This window comes from Yersinia hibernica (assembly GCF_004124235.1).
Classification (GTDB): domain Bacteria; phylum Pseudomonadota; class Gammaproteobacteria; order Enterobacterales; family Enterobacteriaceae; genus Yersinia; species Yersinia hibernica.
The window spans coordinates 2,940,075-2,959,026 of sequence record NZ_CP032487.1; the positions used below are offsets into that span (position 1 = coordinate 2,940,075).

Consider the following 18,952-nt stretch of genomic DNA (forward strand, 5'->3'; position numbering starts at 1 on the left):
TAATAAGGGTATATACTCAGCTGATGAATTTTCTTGCTCATCTCCATCTCGCCACCTTGGCTGACAGCTCTTTATTGGGCAATTTACTGGCTGACTTTGTCCGGGGTAATCCACAGGGTGAATACTCCCCTGAGATAGTCGCCGGTATCATGATGCATCGGCGCGTTGACGTCATGACCGATACTTTGCCGCTCGTGAAAGAGGCGCGAACTTATTTTAGTGCCGATTATCGCCGTGTTGCCCCTATCACACTGGATGTGCTGTGGGACCATTTTCTGGCGCGCCACTGGGATAAGCTGATGCCGGGCTGCACCCTGCCCGATTTTACTGAACACGCGCAACAGCAAATTTTGCCACATTTATCGCAAACACCGGCTCGTTTCCAGAACCTCAATGCTTATCTGTGGCCTGAGCGTTGGCTGGAACGTTATGCTGAACTACCCTTTATAGCTGATGTGTTACAAGGTATGGCAAATCGACGGCCCAAATTAGCCGCGCTTGCAGGCTCTTTTTACGATATAGAGCAACACTATCAGCCATTAGAACAACTGTTTTGGGCTTTTTATCCTGCCATGATGTTGCAGGCACAACAGAAACACATTTAGCTCAAAGCATCTCAATCTGTACGGTTATTGACACTAAGTCACTTGCGCTTTCTGCAATAATGGGTATCTTAGCAAGACTAAGAAACTAAAATCGCAATAACAATAGGTAAAAGCTATCACAGCGATTGGTATTTATCCCTTTATTCATTGCGCTTAAATACCTATGCTGTGCCGATACTTTTAAGACAACTGGTTAATCCATCCCTCATTAACAGGAGTAATTTATGGTTCTGGTCACTCGTCAAGCCCCTGATTTTACAGCAGCTGCTGTTCTTGGTAGCGGCGAAATCGTTGAAAACTTCAACCTGAAAAAACACCTGAACGGCCGCCCTGCCGTCCTGTTCTTTTGGCCAATGGACTTTACTTTCGTTTGTCCTTCAGAGTTGATCGCTTTCGACCACCGTTACGAAGAATTCCAGAAACGTGGTGTTGAAGTTGTTGGTGTTTCTTTCGACTCCGAGTTTGTACACAACGCATGGCGTAAAACTCCAGTAGATAAAGGCGGTATTGGTGAAGTTAAATACCCAATGGTTGCTGATATCAAACGTGAAATTCAGCAAGCTTACGGTATTGAACACCCAGACGCGGGTGTTGCACTGCGTGGTTCTTTCTTGATCGACAAAAACGGTGTTGTTCGTCACCAAGTGGTTAATGACCTGCCACTGGGCCGTAACATTGATGAAATGCTGCGTATGGTTGACGCCCTGCAATTCCACGAAGAACACGGCGATGTTTGCCCTGCTCAGTGGGAAAAAGGGAAAGCCGGTATGGGCGCATCTCCAGATGGCGTGGCTAAATACCTGTCTGAAAACGCCGCTAAACTGTAATAACCGCTTATGACGCCCCTGATTTGCTCAGGGGTCGCAAGCCCCCGGGTGTTTCGACGGGGAAAAGGCTGGCGTAATACTGTCGGGTATGACAAACAGCCCCGTATTAATTCACATTGATACGGGGCTTTTCTTTGCCGACTTCCTAAAGCAGACAACTTCAAACCCCCGCCACGAAATCTCTATAATTATTATTTCTAATCCTATCTTATCGCCCTTAAGCATATCGCTTTATTTTCAATCAGTTACTTTCATTTAACTTCATTTTAACTGAGCAAAAATCAGCCTATTAGCTCCCAAATAGCTGACTCCGCCACCTTCCGCCGCCAATTAATTAGCAGCCGCAAACATTTATTCTGCTATTAATTATTACTGATGTGTATTTTGTGCGCTCCATAAGCAGCACCTTTGCGCTATCAAACAAAAATGACCGGGTAATCCCTGGCGGGCAGGCAATAACAGGAGTGAGAATGAATTTGCAAAAATGGAACAGACCCTTGGCTGTATTGGCTTTTCTGGTCAGCGGGACACTGCATGCGGCCTCAACCCCGGCAGTAGAGGCGAAAAATGGCATGGTGGTGACATCCCAATATCTGGCGTCACAGGTTGGAACTGACATTTTAAAAATGGGTGGGAATGCGGTCGATGCTGCAGTAGCCGTGGGCTACGCGCAGGCGGTGGTGAATCCTTGCTGTGGCAATATCGGCGGCGGTGGTTTTATGACCATTCACCTTGCAGATGGAACGGACACATTTATAAATTTCCGTGAAACCGCGCCAGCCGCAGCCAGTGCCGATATGTATCTGGATAAAGCGGGCAAAGTGACCAAAGATGCCAGCTTGTATGGCTATTTGGCCGCGGGGGTGCCCGGCACGGTATTGGGGATGGACAGCGCGCAGAAGAAATACGGTAAATTGACGCGCCAGCAAGTGATGGCCCCGGCGATTAAATTGGCCCGTGAAGGTTTTGTGTTGACCCGCGCCGACACTGACATTCTGGATACAACCGTGAAGCGCTTTCGCCAAGACCCTGAATCTGCACGTATTTTCCTGCGCCAAAATGGGGAAGCGCTGCAACCGGGTGACCGCCTGATTCAAGCGGACCTGGCTGATACCCTGAGCGCAATATCCGCGCAAGGCCCGGATGCATTCTATCAGGGGAAAATACCTCAAGCTGTTGAAGCCGCAGCCAAAAAAGGTGGCGGCATTTTAACCGCAGCCGATTTTGCCAGCTATAAAATTACAGAAACTGCCCCCATCACCTGTAGCTATCGTGGCTATAAATTTGTCTCCGCCCCGCCCCCCAGCTCCGGTGGCGTGACTCTGTGTGAAACTTTGAATGTCCTTGAGGGTTATGACCTCAAAAATATGGGCTTTAACTCCGCCGCCTACATCCATACTCTGACGGAGGCGATGCGCCATGCTTATATGGACCGCAATACTTTCCTCGGTGATCCGGCGTTTGTTAAAAACCCAATAGACCGGCTGCTCAGCAAAAGTTATGCCGCTGATATTCGTAAGCAAATTGTCGCCAATAAAGCGACGCCTTCAGTAGAAGTGCAGCCGGGTATGCAGCCCCATGAAAAACCGGAAACCACCCACTACTCTATCGTCGACCATGAGGGCAATGCGGTTTCGACGACCTACACCGTGAACGGCCGCTTTGGCGCGGTAGTGATTGCACCCGGTACCGGTTTTTTCCTGAATGATGAAATGGATGATTTTACTGTCAAAGTGGGTGAACAAAACCTGTACGGTTTGGTACAGGGAGCCACCAATGCCATCGCCCCCGGTAAGCGCCCACTATCGTCGATGAGCCCAACATTGGTGACTAAAGACGGTAAGACATTTATGGTATTAGGATCACCGGGCGGCTCGCGGATCATCACCATTACCTTGCAAACAGCATTAAATATCATCGACCACGGCATGGCCCCTCAAGAGGCCGTGGATGCACCACGGGTTCATCATCAGTGGCTCCCGGATGAGGTCTACTACGAGCAGCGCGGCGTCTCAGCGGATAGTCTTAATCTACTGAAAACCATGGGATATAACATGGTTGAGCAGAATCCATGGGGGGCTGCTGAGTTGATTTTGGTCGGTTTAGCGGGTGTTGATGGGGTCAGCCCCGCCAACTCGGGTAATGATTCCGCGGTGTCAGGGAAAGTCCGTGAGGGCTATCTTTATGGGGCTAATGATGTTCGCCGCCCAGCAGGTGCCGCAGTCGGTTATTGAGAGTGATAATCTGGCATGATGCCAATCCCCCATCAATATAGCGATGGGGGAAATTAATTCGTGCTTTACATCACCACGGCAAGGTATGCCCTTGATAGTCAATAAAGCCGTGCCCTCCTTTGCCCGCAGCGCGTTCGATTTGGTCAACGACCCCTTTGACACTCGTCGCTATCGTCAGTGGGGCGGCGTCGCCGCCCATGTCGGTTTTTACCCAACCGGGATGAATAGATAACACGGTCAGCGACGGGTCGGCCACCTCAGCAACCAAATTGCGCGTCATCATATTTAATGCCGCTTTACTAGCGGAATACAACGGCTTATGTCCGGAAGCATTATGCCCCAGGCTGCCTAACTGTGAGGACATAAAAGCGAATACACTGTGGGCTGGATTGCGCTGTGGCAGCAGGCGCTGGGCAATACGGATAGGTGAAATCGCATTGGTTTGAAATAACTCGAGAATCTCCTCCGGTTTGGCATCAACCGCGGATTGATGCTCTGGCCCAGAGATACCGGCATTAACAAATACCAGGTCAAATATCTGGCCCTGCACCTGCGGTAAAAACGCGTTAATACTGTCAGGTTGGTTAATATCCAATGTTAACCAATGGGCGGCATGGGCGGCAGTATCTTTTGCGACACCACGAGTTGTCGCCGTCACTGACCATCCGCGGCGAGTAAGCTCATCAACTAACCCCAGACCCAATCCGCGAGAAGCCCCGATAATCAATGCCTGTCTTTTCGATGTGCTCATAATATTTTCCCTTCGGTGAATTTATCTGGTAACTGTCGATGTCCATCATATACATAGTATCTCAACCAAAGAAAAAGCGGCACTTAGCCGCTTTTAATATTGACAGTACCGCACCAATTCTTAAGTTAGCACTCACCAACACCACGCCATAGCGTCACACTTTCACCCGACAATTGCAGGTTAACACCCGCATCCGTGATATTCAGTTGGCCGCCCCCCGCCCAACATTGCCACTGTGCAACATTCAGTAAAGGAGAGCGCGGTAATAAAATATTGCTATCGCCGTGGCGCTGGATGGCCACCATCACCCGCTCACGCTGATAACTGCGAATGAATATTAGAGAATCACCATTGGCGTGAATAATCTGGCAGCCACCGCGCCGCAGTGCCAAACTTTGGTGCCGTAAAGCGGCCATTTGCTGACACAATTTCAGCAAATCATCATCCCACTGAGTCTCATCCCATGGGAAAGGTTTGCGGCAGAATGGGTCATTGCCCCCATCCAGGCCAATTTCATCGCCATAAAACAAGCAAGGCACACCAATCCAGCTAAACAGCCACACCAGCGCCATTTGCATGCGTTTTTTATCGCCATTGAGCAAAGTAATAAATCGGGCGGTATCGTGGCTATCCAACTGGTTAAATAAACGTAGCTGATGACCATGAGGTAAACCGGCACGGTATTCATCCATCCAATAAGCGCAATCCTCAGCACGGAGTTTTATTGGGTGATAAGCCACATCTTGCCCGGCTAGGAAGCTGCGCACTGGCAAGGCAAACCCCATATAATTCATTGCCGCATCCTCGACACCGGCATGCAGCCAATTCCGTGCATCGCCAAAGTGTTCGCCCAGAATATAGGCCGCTGGATTCTGGGCTTTTGCCGCCTGATAAATACCCGCCAGATGCTGTAAATTCCCTTGTGCGCCGCCCTCTTCTCCCAACATATGCACCACATCCAGCCGCCAGCCATCAATACTGTAAGGCGGTTTTAGCCAATGGCGCACTACACTGTCTTCAGCGCGGTAAATTTTATTGACCACCGCCGGATTGGCGAAATTGAGTTTTGGTAAGCTGGCATTGCCTTTCCAATCTAGCGCCCGCCCATCAGGGAAAAAATTAAACCAGCCGCGATAGGGGGAATCGGGGTGATGGCAGGCCCCATTCGCCCCTTGCTGATGGCGGTCAAACCAATGATGGGAATCCCCGGTATGATTAAACACCCCATCCAGCACCAATTTGATGCCCGCATCATGAGTTGCGCGACGTAATTGCAGGAAAGCCTGCTCGCCACCGAGGTAGGGATCAACCTGATAATAATCTTGCGTATCATATTTATGCACACTGGGCGCAGTAAAAATCGGGTTGAGATAGAGGGCGGTTACCCCCAACTGCTGCAAGTAAGGGAGTTTTTGACTGATACCGGCTAAGTCGCCGCCATAGAATGTCGACGCGGCATTCACATCATCAAGTGGTTGCTGCCAATCGCGGCGCGCAACCGGGTTACCGGCGGCATGATGGAAATAACTGCCATCCTGCACCCCATATTCTGCTTGGCTGCTAGCAAAACGATCAGGAAAGATTTGATAAAAAATCTGATCAGCCACCCAATCGGGGCCGCTATCAGGTAACTCAATAGCAAACTGAGCCAATTGTGCGGGCGGAACCACTGAAAAACCTAATGGGCCAAGCCACTGTTGATTGTCATTCCACAGCAATTTGAAACAATAACGCCGCACTGGCTGACCTTCATGTAATGGCAATGTCGCGCGATAACGCCAAAAACCATCGCGCCACTCACCCCGCATGGTCAGCAGCCACTCTTCATTATCTGGCTCACAGCGCAAAAAAACCTGGGTAGGCACATTTTCGCCCTGTAGCCAGAGTGTAATGTGTAATGCATTGCCCCGCTGACGGACGAAAGGCGCGACCGGTAGATGCCAACCACTCAGCATAAAATTCTCCTGCTTTAACCAAAACGATTGCTGTTAAGGCTATCTGGTGCAGGCATTAACGCCGCGACACATTCACCTGTATGAATATAACCGCTATCAACAATGCCACGTTATAAGCAGCAGCCCCTCATCTGTCAGCATAAATATGGGGGATGAGGCCAGGGGTGGAGAGAAGATTGTTCCATGGTAACGTGTCGAGCGAAATAAAAAAGCCGGGACATCTCCCGGCTTGATATGCGCTCTGGCGACACTTTTACTCTTCAGCGCTCGGCATAGCCGCTTTTTTCTTCTGATGGCTGACTTTGAAGTAATACCCCACCAGCAACAAGGCAATCCATACCAGCCCGACATACAATGAAACGCGGGTCGCCGGGAACCAACCAATCAGGCCGATGATAAATACCAAGAAAATGATAGCCAGCACGGAAGTCAAGGTGCCACCACGCAGCGGGAAATCCAACGCCTTAACTTGATCTTGGCTCAATGAGCGGCGGAAACCAATCTGGGAGAACAGGATCATAATCCACACCCAAACGGTGGCAAAGGTCGCCAGTGAGGCAATCACCAGGAACACATTTTCCGGCATGATGTAGTTCAGATACACGGCAATCAGCATGGCAAACATCATCACCAACACCGTGACCCACGGCACACCGCGCTTAGAAATAGCCGCGAAGGCTTTAGGTGCATGGCCCTGCTCAGCCATCCCGTTTAGCATTCGGCCCACCCCAAATACATCACTGTTAATAGCAGATAATGATGCGGTGATAACCACAAAGTTCAGAATACCCGCCGCCACAGTAATCCCCATGTGCTGGAAAGTCAGAACAAATGGGCTGCCGTTAGTGCCAACCTGATTCCATGGGTAAATCGACATAATGACAAACAGCGTGCCGACATAGAACATAAGAATACGCCATGGCACCGAGTTAATGGCCTTCGGAATAGATTTTTTCGGGTCTTCGGCCTCACCGGCAGTGATACCGATAATCTCAATCCCGCCATAAGCAAACATCACCAATTGCAATGACAGGATCATGCCGACAAAACCGTTACTGAAGAAACCGCCGTTGGTCCATAAATTATGGATGCCAGTCGGCTGCCCACCATTACCAATGCCCCAAACGATGATGCCAATACCGGCCAGAATCATGATAATAATGGTGGCGACTTTAAAGAATGAGAACCAGAATTCCAGCTCGCCGAACACCTTAACGCTCATCATATTGACTGCGCCAATGATAAGAACAACACTCAGCACCCATACCCAATGAGGCACATCAGGGAACCAGACCCCCATATAGATACCGAACGCGGTCACATCGGCAATAGCAACAATCAGGATTTCAAAGCAATAAGTCCAGCCGGTGATATAACCGGCCATTGGCCCGAGGTAATCTTGCGCATAGCGTGAGAATGAGCTGGCTTGCGGATTATTCACTGACATCTCACCCAAGGCGCGCATGATGATAAATGCCACCACGCCACCAATCAGGTACGCCAATAATACGCTTGGCCCAGCCAGTCTTATTGCATCAGCCGAACCATAGAATAAGCCGGTACCTATTGCTGACCCCAATGCCATAAAGCGAATGTGGCGCGTTGTCAGGCCGCGTTTTAGCTTATTTTTGACTGGTAATTCCATGAACTTTATCCCGTCTTTTTTCAGCAAAAAGCCACGGGGATGAGCCGTGGCTAAAAATATCCGATGACTGTGCAGTTATTGCTTAGCAGCAACTTCCTGACGACAGCACAGGCGATCGTACAACCCTACGACGACGAATACCAGTAGGGACGGCGATAACCATGCCAGACCTTGCTCAGCCAAGGGAAGATGCTGAGTCCATTCCGGCAGGAAATGGGCAAAAGTCGAGGCTTTTACCGCATCAAGGATACCGAACAGCAAACTGACCAACATGACTGGAGCCACGATACGGGAAGCATGATGCCACCAGCGCAAAGTGAAACTCATCAGCACCAGCACAATACAAGGTGGATAAATCGCCGTCAGCACTGGAATGGAAATCTGAATCAGGTGGCTTAGCCCCAAATTCGATACCATCATCGAGAAAATACCGAGGATAAACACCAATGTGCGGTATGACAGTGGCAAATACTGGGCGAAAAACTCTGCGCAAGCACAGGTTAGGCCGACGGCGGTCACCATACAGGCGATGAAAATCAAGGCGGCCAAGAACACACTGCCCAAACCACCAAAGGTGTGCTGAACATAAGCATGTAATACCACCGCACCATTTTGTGCCTCTGGCACCAGGCTACCACTGCTGGAACCCAGCTTAAACAAGCTCAGATAAACCAGAGTCAAACCAATACCGGCAATCAAACCCGCCCAGATGGTATAGCGCGTCAGTAACCCAGCAGAAACCACGCCACGTGAGCGGGCTGCATTAACAATGACAATACCGAACACCAAGGCCCCTAAGGTATCCATGGTCAGATAGCCATTGACGAAACCCGAAGAGAATGCGGCTTGTTGGTAAGCATCAGTGGCAGGAATCAACGGGCCGGCGGGCCAAATCAAGGCGGCAATACCCAAAATAGCCAGCGCCAGAATTTTCAGCGGCGCCAGAATATGCCCGACGGTATCCAGTAAACGCCCCGGATACAGCGAAATCCCGATGACCAGCGCAAAATAAACCACACTATAGATAAACAGTGGCAGCGGGCCATCACCGGTCAAAGGGGCAATACCCACTTCGAAAGAGACCGTGGCGGTGCGCGGGGTTGCAAACAGTGGCCCAACCGCCAGATAACAGACGGTAGCCAGAACTAGGCCCGCACCACGGCCGATTGGCGTACTCAGAGCATCAATACCGCCACCCACACGAGCCAGCGCGATAACGGTAATTACCGGTAATCCAACCGCAGTAATCAGGAAGCCCAAAGCGGCCCACCAAACATGTTCACCCGATTGTAAACCAACCATCGGTGGGAAGATGATGTTACCCGCGCCAACAAACAAGGCAAAGGTCATAAAACCTAATGCCATAATATCTTTAGATGATAAACGATGACTCATAGTGATGTGTGTTGCCTAGTTAAATGACCAAAAGAAAAAGTCCTAAGTTGTGGTCTTCCCGACGTGATGAAACGATACAAAGCTCTGATAAACGCAAACTCCGGCGGTTAATAAGCAATCAATTTCGTCAGTATGCAGTGTTTTTGAAGTTATTTGCAGGTGGAATAGGCCAACAACGGCGGTAAGTAGACCGTTTATAGCGGAGAAAGGCAAGTCTGGATCACAAAAGCAGAGCCTTCGTCCAGATAATTTAACCAAACCAGTCAATAATTCCAGATTTAGAAAAATACACGCCATATGATTTGTATCATTTATATCCAACTGTTAACAAATCAATCAGCAAAACCCAACTCTTTTCGAGTATGCTTCAGCATCTCAGGGGGCAGGGGCAAGTAGCCATCATGAGTCACACGTTTTTGCCCTTCTGGCGATAAAACACGCTCAAAAAAGGCCGCAGTCAGCGGCTCTAGCGGCTTACCCGGTACTTTATTGATATAAATATACAGATAGCGCGATAAGGGGTAGCGCCCATTTTTGACATTCTCGGCAGTCGGCATCACATAATCTTGGCCATTGGCAGCCAGTGAAAGTGATTTAACGCCGCTGTTTCGAAAGCCGATACTGGCATAGCCAATGGCATTTAATGAACCGGCGACCGCCTGCACCACGGAAGCCGACCCTGGCAATTCATTGATATTATTATCAAAATCACCATCACAGAGCACTCGCTGTTTGAAGAAACCATAGGTGCCAGAAGCTGAGTTTCGACTATAGCGCTGCAAAGATAGCGCCGCCCAACGTCCCGTCAACCCGAGTTCGCCAAAACGCTGAATACGCTGAGATTCGCCGCATCGGCGATTTTGCGAAAAAACAGCATCAAGTTGAGATAAAGTGATTTTATTCAGTGGGTTATCCTGATGAACAAAAACCACCAATGCATCTACCGCCACCGGGACAGCCAGCGGTGGATAACCATAACGTTGCGTAAATGCGGTGACTTCAGCAGCTTTCATTGGCCGGCTCATCGGGCCGAGTTGCGTCGCCCCTGCCGCCAATGCCGCCGGGGCGGTAGAGGAACCTGCTGCCTGTATTTGTAAGTTAACGCCGGGATAATGGCGATTGAAATCATCAGCCCATAAAAACATCAAGTTAGCTAAGGTATCGGAGCCGACACTGGAAAGATTACCGGACAAAGCATGAGGTTTTAGCGCCTGCACCTCTGCAACAGGCGAAACCGCGACAGGTAGTGCATAAGCCCCCCAGCAGCACCCGAGCAGAGCATGTAACAGTGCCAGTTTTCCCCATTTCATCAGCTTGGTGTCCATGCAATCTTAGGATTTGACTGCATTCTCGGTTAAAACCGGCGGAACAATCAACCGATTCGGCAAGGTAAAAATAAATCTCGTCCCCAAGCCGATTTCACTCATAATCTCCAAACGTGCCTCGTGATGGCTCAATGCATGCTTCACAATGGCCAACCCCAAGCCACTGCCCCCCGTCTGTCTTGAGCGGGCTTTATCCACCCGATAAAAGCGCTCGGTAAGACGCGGCAGATGCTCAGGGCCAATGCCCGGCCCATTATCACTTACCTGAAATTGTGCACCTTGTGCAGTGCGCTGCCAGCACACTTCAATCTTGGTGCCATTTGGTGTGTGATTGACCGCGTTATAGACCAGATTAGACACCGCGCTGCGCAGTTGATCTTCATTACCGAACACTTTGAGTTGCTCATTGATACGGAAAGTAATTTCATGACGCCCGTCGCTTAATGCTTGCACCTCATGCTGCAACATTTTCAGCATACGCGGAATATCGACCTGTTCATTCATATCTATACTTGGCGCAGCTTCAATTCGCGACAGCGTCAATAATTGTTTCACCAACCCATCCATACGTTTGGTCTGTTCCTGCATCGTCCCCAGAGCTTTATCCCGTAATGGCCCCGCCAACTCTTGATCGTGCATCATTTCCAGATAGCCCTGCAAGACGGTCAGAGGAGTGCGCAGCTCATGACTGACATTGGCAAAGAAATTACGCCGTGCCCCTTCGAGCTGGCGCATTTGGGTAACATCACGGGCCACCATCAGCAATTGCCCCTCAGAATATGGCATCACGCGGAACTCAACGTAATAACCATTATTCAGTTGCAGGGTCAATGGGCGGGAAAACTCTTGCTGCTGTAGGTACTGACTGAATTCAGGGTAGCGCAGCAAGTTAAGAATATGCTGGCCATTATCTTCCGGCCAACGGAACCCCAGCAATTGCTGCGCCAAACCATTACACCAGAAAATATTGCCATCAATTGTCGTCATAACGACTGCATCAGGTAATGATTCGGCACCGCTACGGAACCGCTTGATAAGTAAAGCCAATTCACGCCGCCGCCGCCGGTTGCGCAATTGCATCTGATATAAGCCGTAAAATAAAGGTTCCCAGCTCCAGCGCCCCGCAGGCGGAGTCATGCTGCGGTCTAACCACAGCCAATGAGATAATTTGAGTTGGTTATAGAAATTCCAGACCAGCGCCGCGATAACTGAAACCAATAATAGCCAAGGAAGGTGCCCGATAAAGGCACCTAACAATAATGCGGGCAGACAAAAAAGGGCCAGCTCTAACGCCAGCGTTTTCCATGATAAACGTTCTAACACAACGAATTCTCCGGCACTGAAAACTCAGTAGCGCGTTGAGAAACGGTATCCGGTTCCCCGGACAGTTTGTACCATTCTGTCATGGCCATCAATTTCAAGCGCCTTACGTAGCCGACGAATATGCACATCAACAGTGCGGTCTTCTACATAAACGTTAGTGCCCCAGACATAATTAAGCAACTGTTCCCGGCTGTAAACTCGCTCAGGATGGGTCATAAAGAAGTGCAATAACTTAAACTCGGTCGGCCCCATATCTAGCGCTTGCTCATTGGCCATCACTCTATGCGAGGAAGGATCTAAACTTAACCCTTGCATTTCAATCACTTCTTCAACTGCCATTGGTGAGATCCGGCGCATAACAGCTTTGATGCGCGCCACCAATTCTTTGGGTGAAAAAGGTTTGGTAATGTAGTCATCAGCTCCCACTTCCAAACCGCGCACTCGGTCTTCCTCTTCGCCACGGGCGGTCAACATCATCACTGGGATATCGCGGGTCAGCGCTTCACGTTTCATGTGTTTAATAAACTGAATACCTGAACCTCCAGGTAACATCCAGTCCAATAACACTAAATCGGGGAAAGGCTCCGATAAACGAGTCACTGCACTGTCATAGTCCTCGGCTTCTAACGGTTGGTAGCCATTCTGTTCCAACACAAAACACACCATCTCACGGATGGGGGCTTCATCTTCAACTACCAGTATGCGTCTTGCCATCATTAACCCTGCCAGTAAGTTAGTGGTCACTACTTGATTTCGGAAGCCATTATGCGTCACTTTTATGACATTTTTATGAAAAACATCGCGCTCTTGCAAGCAATAAGCATAGTGAAAAATTTCATGATAATTGTAAAATGCAGCACTCAAGTTTGCGAGGCGTCTCGGAGATTTCTCTCTCCCCCTGCTTTTGGCCGCGACATCCGGCGGGCAACGTTTATAATCAGCGCCATTATCTTAGAAAGACCACCTGCCATAGCGGGAGATTTATGCGCATTATTCACACCTCTGACTGGCATCTAGGCCAGCATTTCTTTACCAAAAGCCGTGCGCCTGAACATCAGGCCTTTTTGCACTGGCTTATTGAACAAATTGAAGAAAATCAGGTTGATGCGCTGATTGTAGCGGGTGATATTTTTGATACTGGCTCGCCACCCAGCTATGCCCGTGAGCTGTATAACCGTTTTGTCGCCGAACTCCAAGCAACAAGTTGCCAGTTGGTTGTGTTAGGGGGGAATCATGATTCAGTAGCAACACTGAATGAGTCTCGGGGTCTGCTTTCTTATTTGAATACCACCGTCATTTCTTGCGCTAATAGCAATCTGGATCAACAAGTTATTATTCTGAAAGACCGTCAAGGCCAACCAGCGGCCCTACTTTGCGCGATTCCTTTTTTGCGACCACGCGATTTAGTCACCAGTCAGGCCGGTGAATCCGGTGGGCAAAAACAACTGGCATTACAAGAAGCTATTGCCGCTCACTATCAGGCGCTTTATCAGCGGGCAGTGGTACAGCGCACTGAACTAGGGTTGCCCCTACCTATTATTGCCACCGGGCATTTAACCACCGTGGGGGTCACCACCACCGACTCGGTGCGTGATATTTACATCGGCACATTGGATGCTTTCCCGGCTCAAGCTTTCCCCCCGGCGGATTATATTGCGCTGGGCCATATCCATCGCGCTCAGCAAGTGGCAAAAACCGAGCATATCCGCTACAGCGGTTCCCCCATCGCGTTAAGTTTTGATGAGTTGGGCAGAGAAAAAAGTGTCTATTTGGTTGAGTTTGCTCAGCAAGCTTTAGCATCAGTGACCCCACTCTTCATCCCACAATTTCAACCAATGAAACTCGTCAAAGGCGATTTGGCGCAAATAGAGCAACAGCTAGCCGAATTTGCTCACCATCAGGGCTTACCGGTATGGCTAGATATCGAAGTCGTAACACAGGACTATCTCACTGATATTCAAAGGCGAATACAGGCACTGGCTGCGGAACTGCCAGTGGAAGTGGTACTACTACGGCGCAGTAAAGAGCAGCGCAATCACAGCATTGAACGCCAAGAAAAAGAAACTCTCAATGAGCTAAATGTCACGGATGTATTTGAGCGCCGGTTGGCGCAAGAGGCGGATTTAGCCGAGCCACGCCAAGAGCGCATGCGCCAAATGTTCAATCAAGTGGTGGAGGACATCACACAAGGTAAAGATGCTGCAGAGGAACAACTGACATGAGAATTTTAAGTTTACGGCTGAAAAATATTAATTCTCTACAAGGTGAATGGAAGATTGATTTCACTGCAGAGCCCTTTGCCAGCAGCGGATTATTCGCTATCACCGGCCCGACAGGGGCGGGTAAAACCACGCTGCTTGATGCCATTTGTCTCGCGCTATACCACCAAACTCCGCGTTTGAATGTCACTCCTAGCCAAAACGAACTGATGACTCGCCACACTGCGGAGTCGCTAGCTGAAGTTGAATTCGAGGTAAAAGGAACACGTTATCGCGCGTTCTGGAGCCAGCGCCGTGCCAAAAATAGCCCGGAGGGAAATCTACAAGCCCCTAAAGTTGAGCTGGCGCTGTGTGAAGATGGCAAAATCCTGGCGGATAAAGTGCGTGATAAGCTTGATATGATTGCTGCGATCACCGGACTGGATTTTGGCCGATTCACCAAATCGATGCTGCTATCTCAGGGGCAATTCGCCGCGTTCCTTAATGCCGATGCTAATGACCGCGCGGAATTATTGGAAGAATTAACCGGCACCGATATCTATGGGCGGTTATCTGAACATGTTTTTGAACAGCATAAGCAGGCCAAGCTCGCGCTAGATACATTGCACCAACGTGCCAGTGGTATTGAGCTTCTTAATGAAGAACAGCGTTTAGCTTTAGCACAACAATTAGATGCACTCAGTGAACAAGAAAAACAGTTCACCGCAGAGCAACACGTGAATCAAAACCAAATAAATTGGCTCACCCATTGGCAACAGCAGCAAAAAAATGTACTCGAATATCAACAACAACAGCAGCTCATTGAGCAAGAATATCAACAAGCACAGCCCGAACTGCAACGACTGGCCCGCAGTGAACCCGCTGAAAAGTTACGCCCCTTATTGCATGAGCGCGCACGTAGCCTACAGGATTTGCAGCAGATACAACTGCGTGTTACCACACTGACAGCACAACAAAAGCAACTTCAGACACAACTTACACCACTAGCCCACGCACTGGAACAGGCCAATCTTGCTCGCCAACAGCAAGCAGCTAGGCAGCATGAACAAGAAACACTGATCGAGCAAAAAGTCGTTCCACTGGATAACATTATTGCTCAACAGCAGCACGCATTAATGCTACTTGCCACACAACTACAGCAGTTACGCAGTAAAGAACAGCATGTTAAACAACAAGTTGAATTAAATGAGCAACAGTTAAAGCAAACCCACCAGCGCCAGCAGCAACTGACGGAGTATACCCACCAGCATGCTCATCATCAGCACTGGGAAAAAAATCTACCCTTGTGGCGAGAGCAATTTCGCCAATTACATATTCAGCAAAAACAATTGGTTGAAAGCGAGCAGCAATTACAGCAAGAAGTCGCATTGCTCAGCTCCTTACAACAGCAAATCGCCACACTAAATGAACAAGAAAAACAACAGCAAACCGCATTAGCCCAAGCCAATGCTCAGGCGGGCAGCATTCAGCAACAATTGTCAGCACTTGAACAGCAACAACCTTTAGCACAATTACACCAACAGCTGTCTGAACTCCAGCAACAGCGGCCAGTGCGACAGCAATTAGCCGCGTTATCACCGCTGGCACAACAAGTACAAGCGCTGCATGACAAACAACAGCAACAATTAGCAGGTCAACAACAGCAGCGACAACAACTCGAACAGCAGTTGGCAGAAAAACGTCAGTTATATAAACAACAAAAACAACATCTGACGGATCTGGAAGCTTTACTGGAGAGCGAAAAAAAAATAGTCAAGTTAGAGGCAGAGAGAGCCAAACTGCAACCGGGGAAGGCATGCCCATTATGTGGGGCATTGGATCACCCCGCTATTATTGAGTATCAATCTGTCAAACCCTCAGAAACGGCCATGCGAGTTGAAGAACTGCGACTTCAGGTTGAGCAGCTTTTCACTGTAGGAACAGAATTACGCACTCAGGTAGCAAATGCACAACAGCAGCAGTTACGCCTAGAGCAAGAGCTACAGTACAGCCAGCAGCAATTGACTGATTATCAACAACAATGGCAAACACTGACACAACCACTGGCGCTGACATTTGCCTTGAATGAACCTACGGCTTTAGCCGCCTGGCTACAGCAACAGGAACAATCAGAGCAAATCTGCCAACAGAGACGGACTGAATATGAACAGCTGAATCAGCAATATCAACAAGCTAAAGATATTCTGGCTCAGGTAGAACAGCAGCAGCAGAAGCATCAACAGCAATTAACATTCGTGATTCAGCGCCAACAAGATGCCCAGCAATCTCACCAGAAACTGCTTTTACAACAGCAACATCAACAAGCTGAGTGGGTAAAAACGCGCCAAGATTTTAGTCATACCCTGGCAGAACTATCACTATCGCTACCTGAAACAGACCAACAACAGAACTGGCTATCTCTGCGAGAAGAAGAAAATCAACACTGGCAGCAGTACCAACAAGAGCTGCAGCAGTTGGCTCTAGCCCAAAAAGCGCTGGAAACGCAGATTGAAAATGAGCGTCGCCATTTACAAGAATGCATTGACCAGCTCTCGGCGCTCAGCCAACAGCATCAACAAGCCGAAACCTTGTTCCAGCAACAACAGCAACAACGCCAGGCACTGTTTGGTGATATTCAGGTGACAGAGGCACGCCAGTTATTACGCCAACAGCAGCAACAGGCCGAGTTGACACAGCAGAATGCATCTCACGCGCTGCAACAGGCACAATCTCAACTTAACTTGCTATCCGGTGAGTTAGCGGCGCTGCTACAGCAAAAACAGCAAAGTCAGCTGCGCGCGGCTGCAGCCCAAACTGAATTACAACACGCATTGGCAGACAGTGAATTTAAGGATGAGGATGCCTTAACCAGCGCATTACTCAATGAAGAAGAAAGGCAACGTTTGCAGCAATTAAAGCAACAATTGAGCGAACGGCTGCAACAAGCACACATCCGCCAGCAGCAAGCCAGTGACGCGCTAGCACAACTTATACTCTCTTGCCCCGCAGGGGTCAGCCAAACCTCCGAATTGGCAATATTACAACAGCGGTCAGAGCAGTTACTGGCCCAACTGAAAGCCAATACATTACGGCAAGGCGAATTACGCAATCAGTTAGAAAGCGACACGGTTCGCCGTGGCAACCAACATACGTTATTTGAGCAAATTGAACGTAGTCAGCAACAATATGATGACTGGAGCTACCTCAATCATTTAATCGGTTCCAAAGAAGGCGATAAATTCCGCAAGTTTGCACAAGGTCTGACACTCGATCATTTAGTCTATCTGGCAAATAACCAACTCAGTCGGCTGCATGGCCGCTACCAACTGCAGCGTAAAACCAGCGATGCGCTGGAGCTGCAAGTGGTGGACACCTGGCAAGCAGACGCTATCCGTGATACCCGCACACTGTCAGGGGGAGAAAGCTTCTTAGTCAGTTTAGCCCTAGCCTTGGCGCTATCAGATTTGGTCAGCCATAAAACCAGTATTGACTCGCTATTCCTTGATGAAGGCTTTGGCACCTTGGATGCAGAGACGCTGGATACTGCACTGGATGCCCTTGATAGCCTGAATGCCTCAGGTAAAACCATTGGGGTTATCAGCCATGTCGAAGCAATGAAAGACCGAATTCCAGTGCAAATTAAAGTTAAGAAAGTCAATGGATTGGGGGTTAGCCGCTTAGATAATATCTTCCGAGTCAATCAAGACTGAAAATGGGGCGGTGCTGGGTAACAACACTCTCAACCACACCATAGTGTCAAGGCCGCAGGGCAGATGCTGGCCACAGCCAAGCGGCCCCTCGCACCCCACTAGAATCCCCGTGTAAAGCTTTACGAATTGGGGTTTCACACTCACCGCCAAATACCCAAGGGCTGATTAATGCAGGCAATGTTTTATACAGGCGGTCGACATTACTCATTCCGCCACCTAATACCACAACATCGGGGTCAAACAGGTTAATGACATGAGCTAATGACTTAGCTAGCCGCCGCTCATAATTCACGATGACCTGCTCAGCCTGTGCATCCCCCTGTGCAACCAACGCCATAATTTCATGCCCTTTGAGTAGCTGGCCACTTAAACGAAAATAGTCAGTAGCAAAACCAGTACCGGAGACAAAAGTCTCAATACAGCCTTTTTTACCGCAATAACAAGCGACCTCCTGCTGATAGCGGCGTTCTTCATCATCCTGCCACGGTAGCGGGTTATGCCCCCACTCACCGGAGATGCCATTACCGCCCGCATGCACACGCCCATCAATTGCAATACCAGAACCGCAACCTGTACCGATAATAGCGGCAAATACCAAGTGTTTGCCGGCACCTGCGCCATCTGTGGCCTCAGAAACAGCCAGACAGTTAGCATCATTTGCTAACCGTACCGGACGAGAAAGTAACGTTGCTAAGTCCTTATCCAACTCTTGCCCATTGAGCCATACCGAATTGGCATTTTTCACCTTGCCCGTAAAAGGAGAAAGTGTGCCGGGGATCCCCACGCCAACACTGCCCTGCTCCCCGGTAGCCTTTTCTGCATCCGCAACTAACGCGACCATCGCCTGTAAGGTTTGTTGATAATCGTGGCGCGGAGTATCAACTCGCTTGCGAAAAAGCTCCAGTCCATCATTAGCTAAAGCAATAACCTCTATTTTGGTTCCACCCAGATCTATACCAATGCGCATCGCGCTTTACCTCATCA

13 protein-coding genes are annotated in these 18,952 nt (G+C 49.3%); 5 read left to right on the plus strand and 8 right to left on the minus strand.

All coding sequences use genetic code 11. From position 1 onward, the window contains the following. The first annotated feature begins 23 nt into the window (after nt 1–23). From D5F51_RS13915 to ggt, 3 genes are all read left to right on the plus strand, one after another. Entirely contained in the window at nt 24–605 is a 582-nt protein-coding gene (locus D5F51_RS13915; protein ID WP_025377391.1) for an acyl carrier protein phosphodiesterase, read from the plus strand. Between the two features lie 224 nt (nt 606–829). Then, nucleotides 830–1,432 (plus strand): peroxiredoxin C, encoded by a 603-nt coding sequence (locus D5F51_RS13920; protein WP_025377390.1) that lies wholly within the window; start codon nt 830–832, stop codon nt 1,430–1,432. Nucleotides 1,433–1,902: 470 nt separating this feature from the next. After that, nucleotides 1,903–3,666 (plus strand): gamma-glutamyltransferase, encoded by a 1,764-nt coding sequence (gene ggt / locus D5F51_RS13925; protein WP_129197372.1) that lies wholly within the window; start codon nt 1,903–1,905, stop codon nt 3,664–3,666. Nucleotides 3,667–3,736: 70 nt separating this feature from the next. On the opposite strand, the gene D5F51_RS13930 is transcribed toward ggt, so the two are convergent. The 7 genes from D5F51_RS13930 to phoB all read right to left on the minus strand — a co-directional run bounded on the left by D5F51_RS13930 (nt 3,737) and on the right by phoB (nt 12,774). Then, entirely contained in the window at nt 3,737–4,417 is a 681-nt protein-coding gene (locus D5F51_RS13930; RefSeq protein ID WP_129197374.1) for an SDR family oxidoreductase, read from the minus strand. Nucleotides 4,418–4,542: 125 nt separating this feature from the next. After that, complete coding sequence (malZ, locus tag D5F51_RS13935) at nt 4,543–6,372, minus strand: maltodextrin glucosidase (RefSeq protein WP_129197376.1); 1,830 nt, start codon at nt 6,370–6,372, stop codon at nt 4,543–4,545. A 253-nt stretch (nt 6,373–6,625) separates the two neighbouring features. After that, nucleotides 6,626–8,017, minus strand: a complete 1,392-nt coding sequence (gene proY, locus D5F51_RS13940) for a proline-specific permease ProY (RefSeq protein WP_129197378.1) — start codon at nt 8,015–8,017, stop codon at nt 6,626–6,628. A 75-nt stretch (nt 8,018–8,092) separates the two neighbouring features. Next, nucleotides 8,093–9,412, minus strand: coding sequence for a branched-chain amino acid transport system II carrier protein (gene brnQ / locus D5F51_RS13945; protein WP_129197380.1), 1,320 nt, complete (start codon nt 9,410–9,412; stop codon nt 8,093–8,095). A 332-nt stretch (nt 9,413–9,744) separates the two neighbouring features. After that, nucleotides 9,745–10,722, minus strand: coding sequence for a PstS family phosphate ABC transporter substrate-binding protein (locus D5F51_RS13950; protein ID WP_129197382.1), 978 nt, complete (start codon nt 10,720–10,722; stop codon nt 9,745–9,747). Nucleotides 10,723–10,743: 21 nt separating this feature from the next. Next, nucleotides 10,744–12,060, minus strand: a complete 1,317-nt coding sequence (gene phoR, locus D5F51_RS13955) for a phosphate regulon sensor histidine kinase PhoR (protein WP_129197384.1) — start codon at nt 12,058–12,060, stop codon at nt 10,744–10,746. Nucleotides 12,061–12,084: 24 nt separating this feature from the next. Next, nucleotides 12,085–12,774: a phosphate response regulator transcription factor PhoB gene (phoB, locus tag D5F51_RS13960; protein ID WP_025377384.1), complete on the minus strand. Its 690-nt coding sequence runs from the start codon at nt 12,772–12,774 to the stop codon at nt 12,085–12,087. A gap of 269 nt (nt 12,775–13,043) precedes the next feature. Here phoB and sbcD point away from each other — a divergent pair, with 269 nt between their 5' ends. Beyond that, nucleotides 13,044–14,282, plus strand: coding sequence for an exonuclease subunit SbcD (gene sbcD, locus D5F51_RS13965; RefSeq protein ID WP_129197386.1), 1,239 nt, complete (start codon nt 13,044–13,046; stop codon nt 14,280–14,282). Further along, nucleotides 14,279–17,968, plus strand: a complete 3,690-nt coding sequence (locus D5F51_RS13970) for an SbcC/MukB-like Walker B domain-containing protein (protein WP_129197388.1) — start codon at nt 14,279–14,281, stop codon at nt 17,966–17,968. Before sbcD ends, D5F51_RS13970 begins: the two co-directional genes overlap by 4 nt. Before the next feature lie 46 nt (nt 17,969–18,014). Here D5F51_RS13970 and mak read toward each other — a convergent pair whose 3' ends face one another. Next, complete coding sequence (mak, locus tag D5F51_RS13975) at nt 18,015–18,935, minus strand: fructokinase (protein WP_129197390.1); 921 nt, start codon at nt 18,933–18,935, stop codon at nt 18,015–18,017. Between the last annotated feature and the right edge of the window lie 17 nt (nt 18,936–18,952).

Coding starts and splice junctions, on each gene's coding strand:
- D5F51_RS13915 (WP_025377391.1), top strand. CDS start 24: ATGAATTTTCTTGCTCATCTCCATCTCGCCACCTTGGCTGACAGCTCT.
- D5F51_RS13920 (WP_025377390.1), top strand. CDS start 830: ATGGTTCTGGTCACTCGTCAAGCCCCTGATTTTACAGCAGCTGCTGTT.
- ggt (WP_129197372.1), top strand. CDS start 1,903: ATGAATTTGCAAAAATGGAACAGACCCTTGGCTGTATTGGCTTTTCTG.
- D5F51_RS13930 (WP_129197374.1), bottom strand. CDS start 4,417: ATGAGCACATCGAAAAGACAGGCATTGATTATCGGGGCTTCTCGCGGA.
- malZ (WP_129197376.1), bottom strand. CDS start 6,372: ATGCTGAGTGGTTGGCATCTACCGGTCGCGCCTTTCGTCCGTCAGCGG.
- proY (WP_129197378.1), bottom strand. CDS start 8,017: ATGGAATTACCAGTCAAAAATAAGCTAAAACGCGGCCTGACAACGCGC.
- brnQ (WP_129197380.1), bottom strand. CDS start 9,412: ATGAGTCATCGTTTATCATCTAAAGATATTATGGCATTAGGTTTTATG.
- D5F51_RS13950 (WP_129197382.1), bottom strand. CDS start 10,722: ATGAAATGGGGAAAACTGGCACTGTTACATGCTCTGCTCGGGTGCTGC.
- phoB (WP_025377384.1), bottom strand. CDS start 12,774: ATGGCAAGACGCATACTGGTAGTTGAAGATGAAGCCCCCATCCGTGAG.
- sbcD (WP_129197386.1), top strand. CDS start 13,044: ATGCGCATTATTCACACCTCTGACTGGCATCTAGGCCAGCATTTCTTT.
- D5F51_RS13970 (WP_129197388.1), top strand. CDS start 14,279: ATGAGAATTTTAAGTTTACGGCTGAAAAATATTAATTCTCTACAAGGT.
- mak (WP_129197390.1), bottom strand. CDS start 18,935: ATGCGCATTGGTATAGATCTGGGTGGAACCAAAATAGAGGTTATTGCT.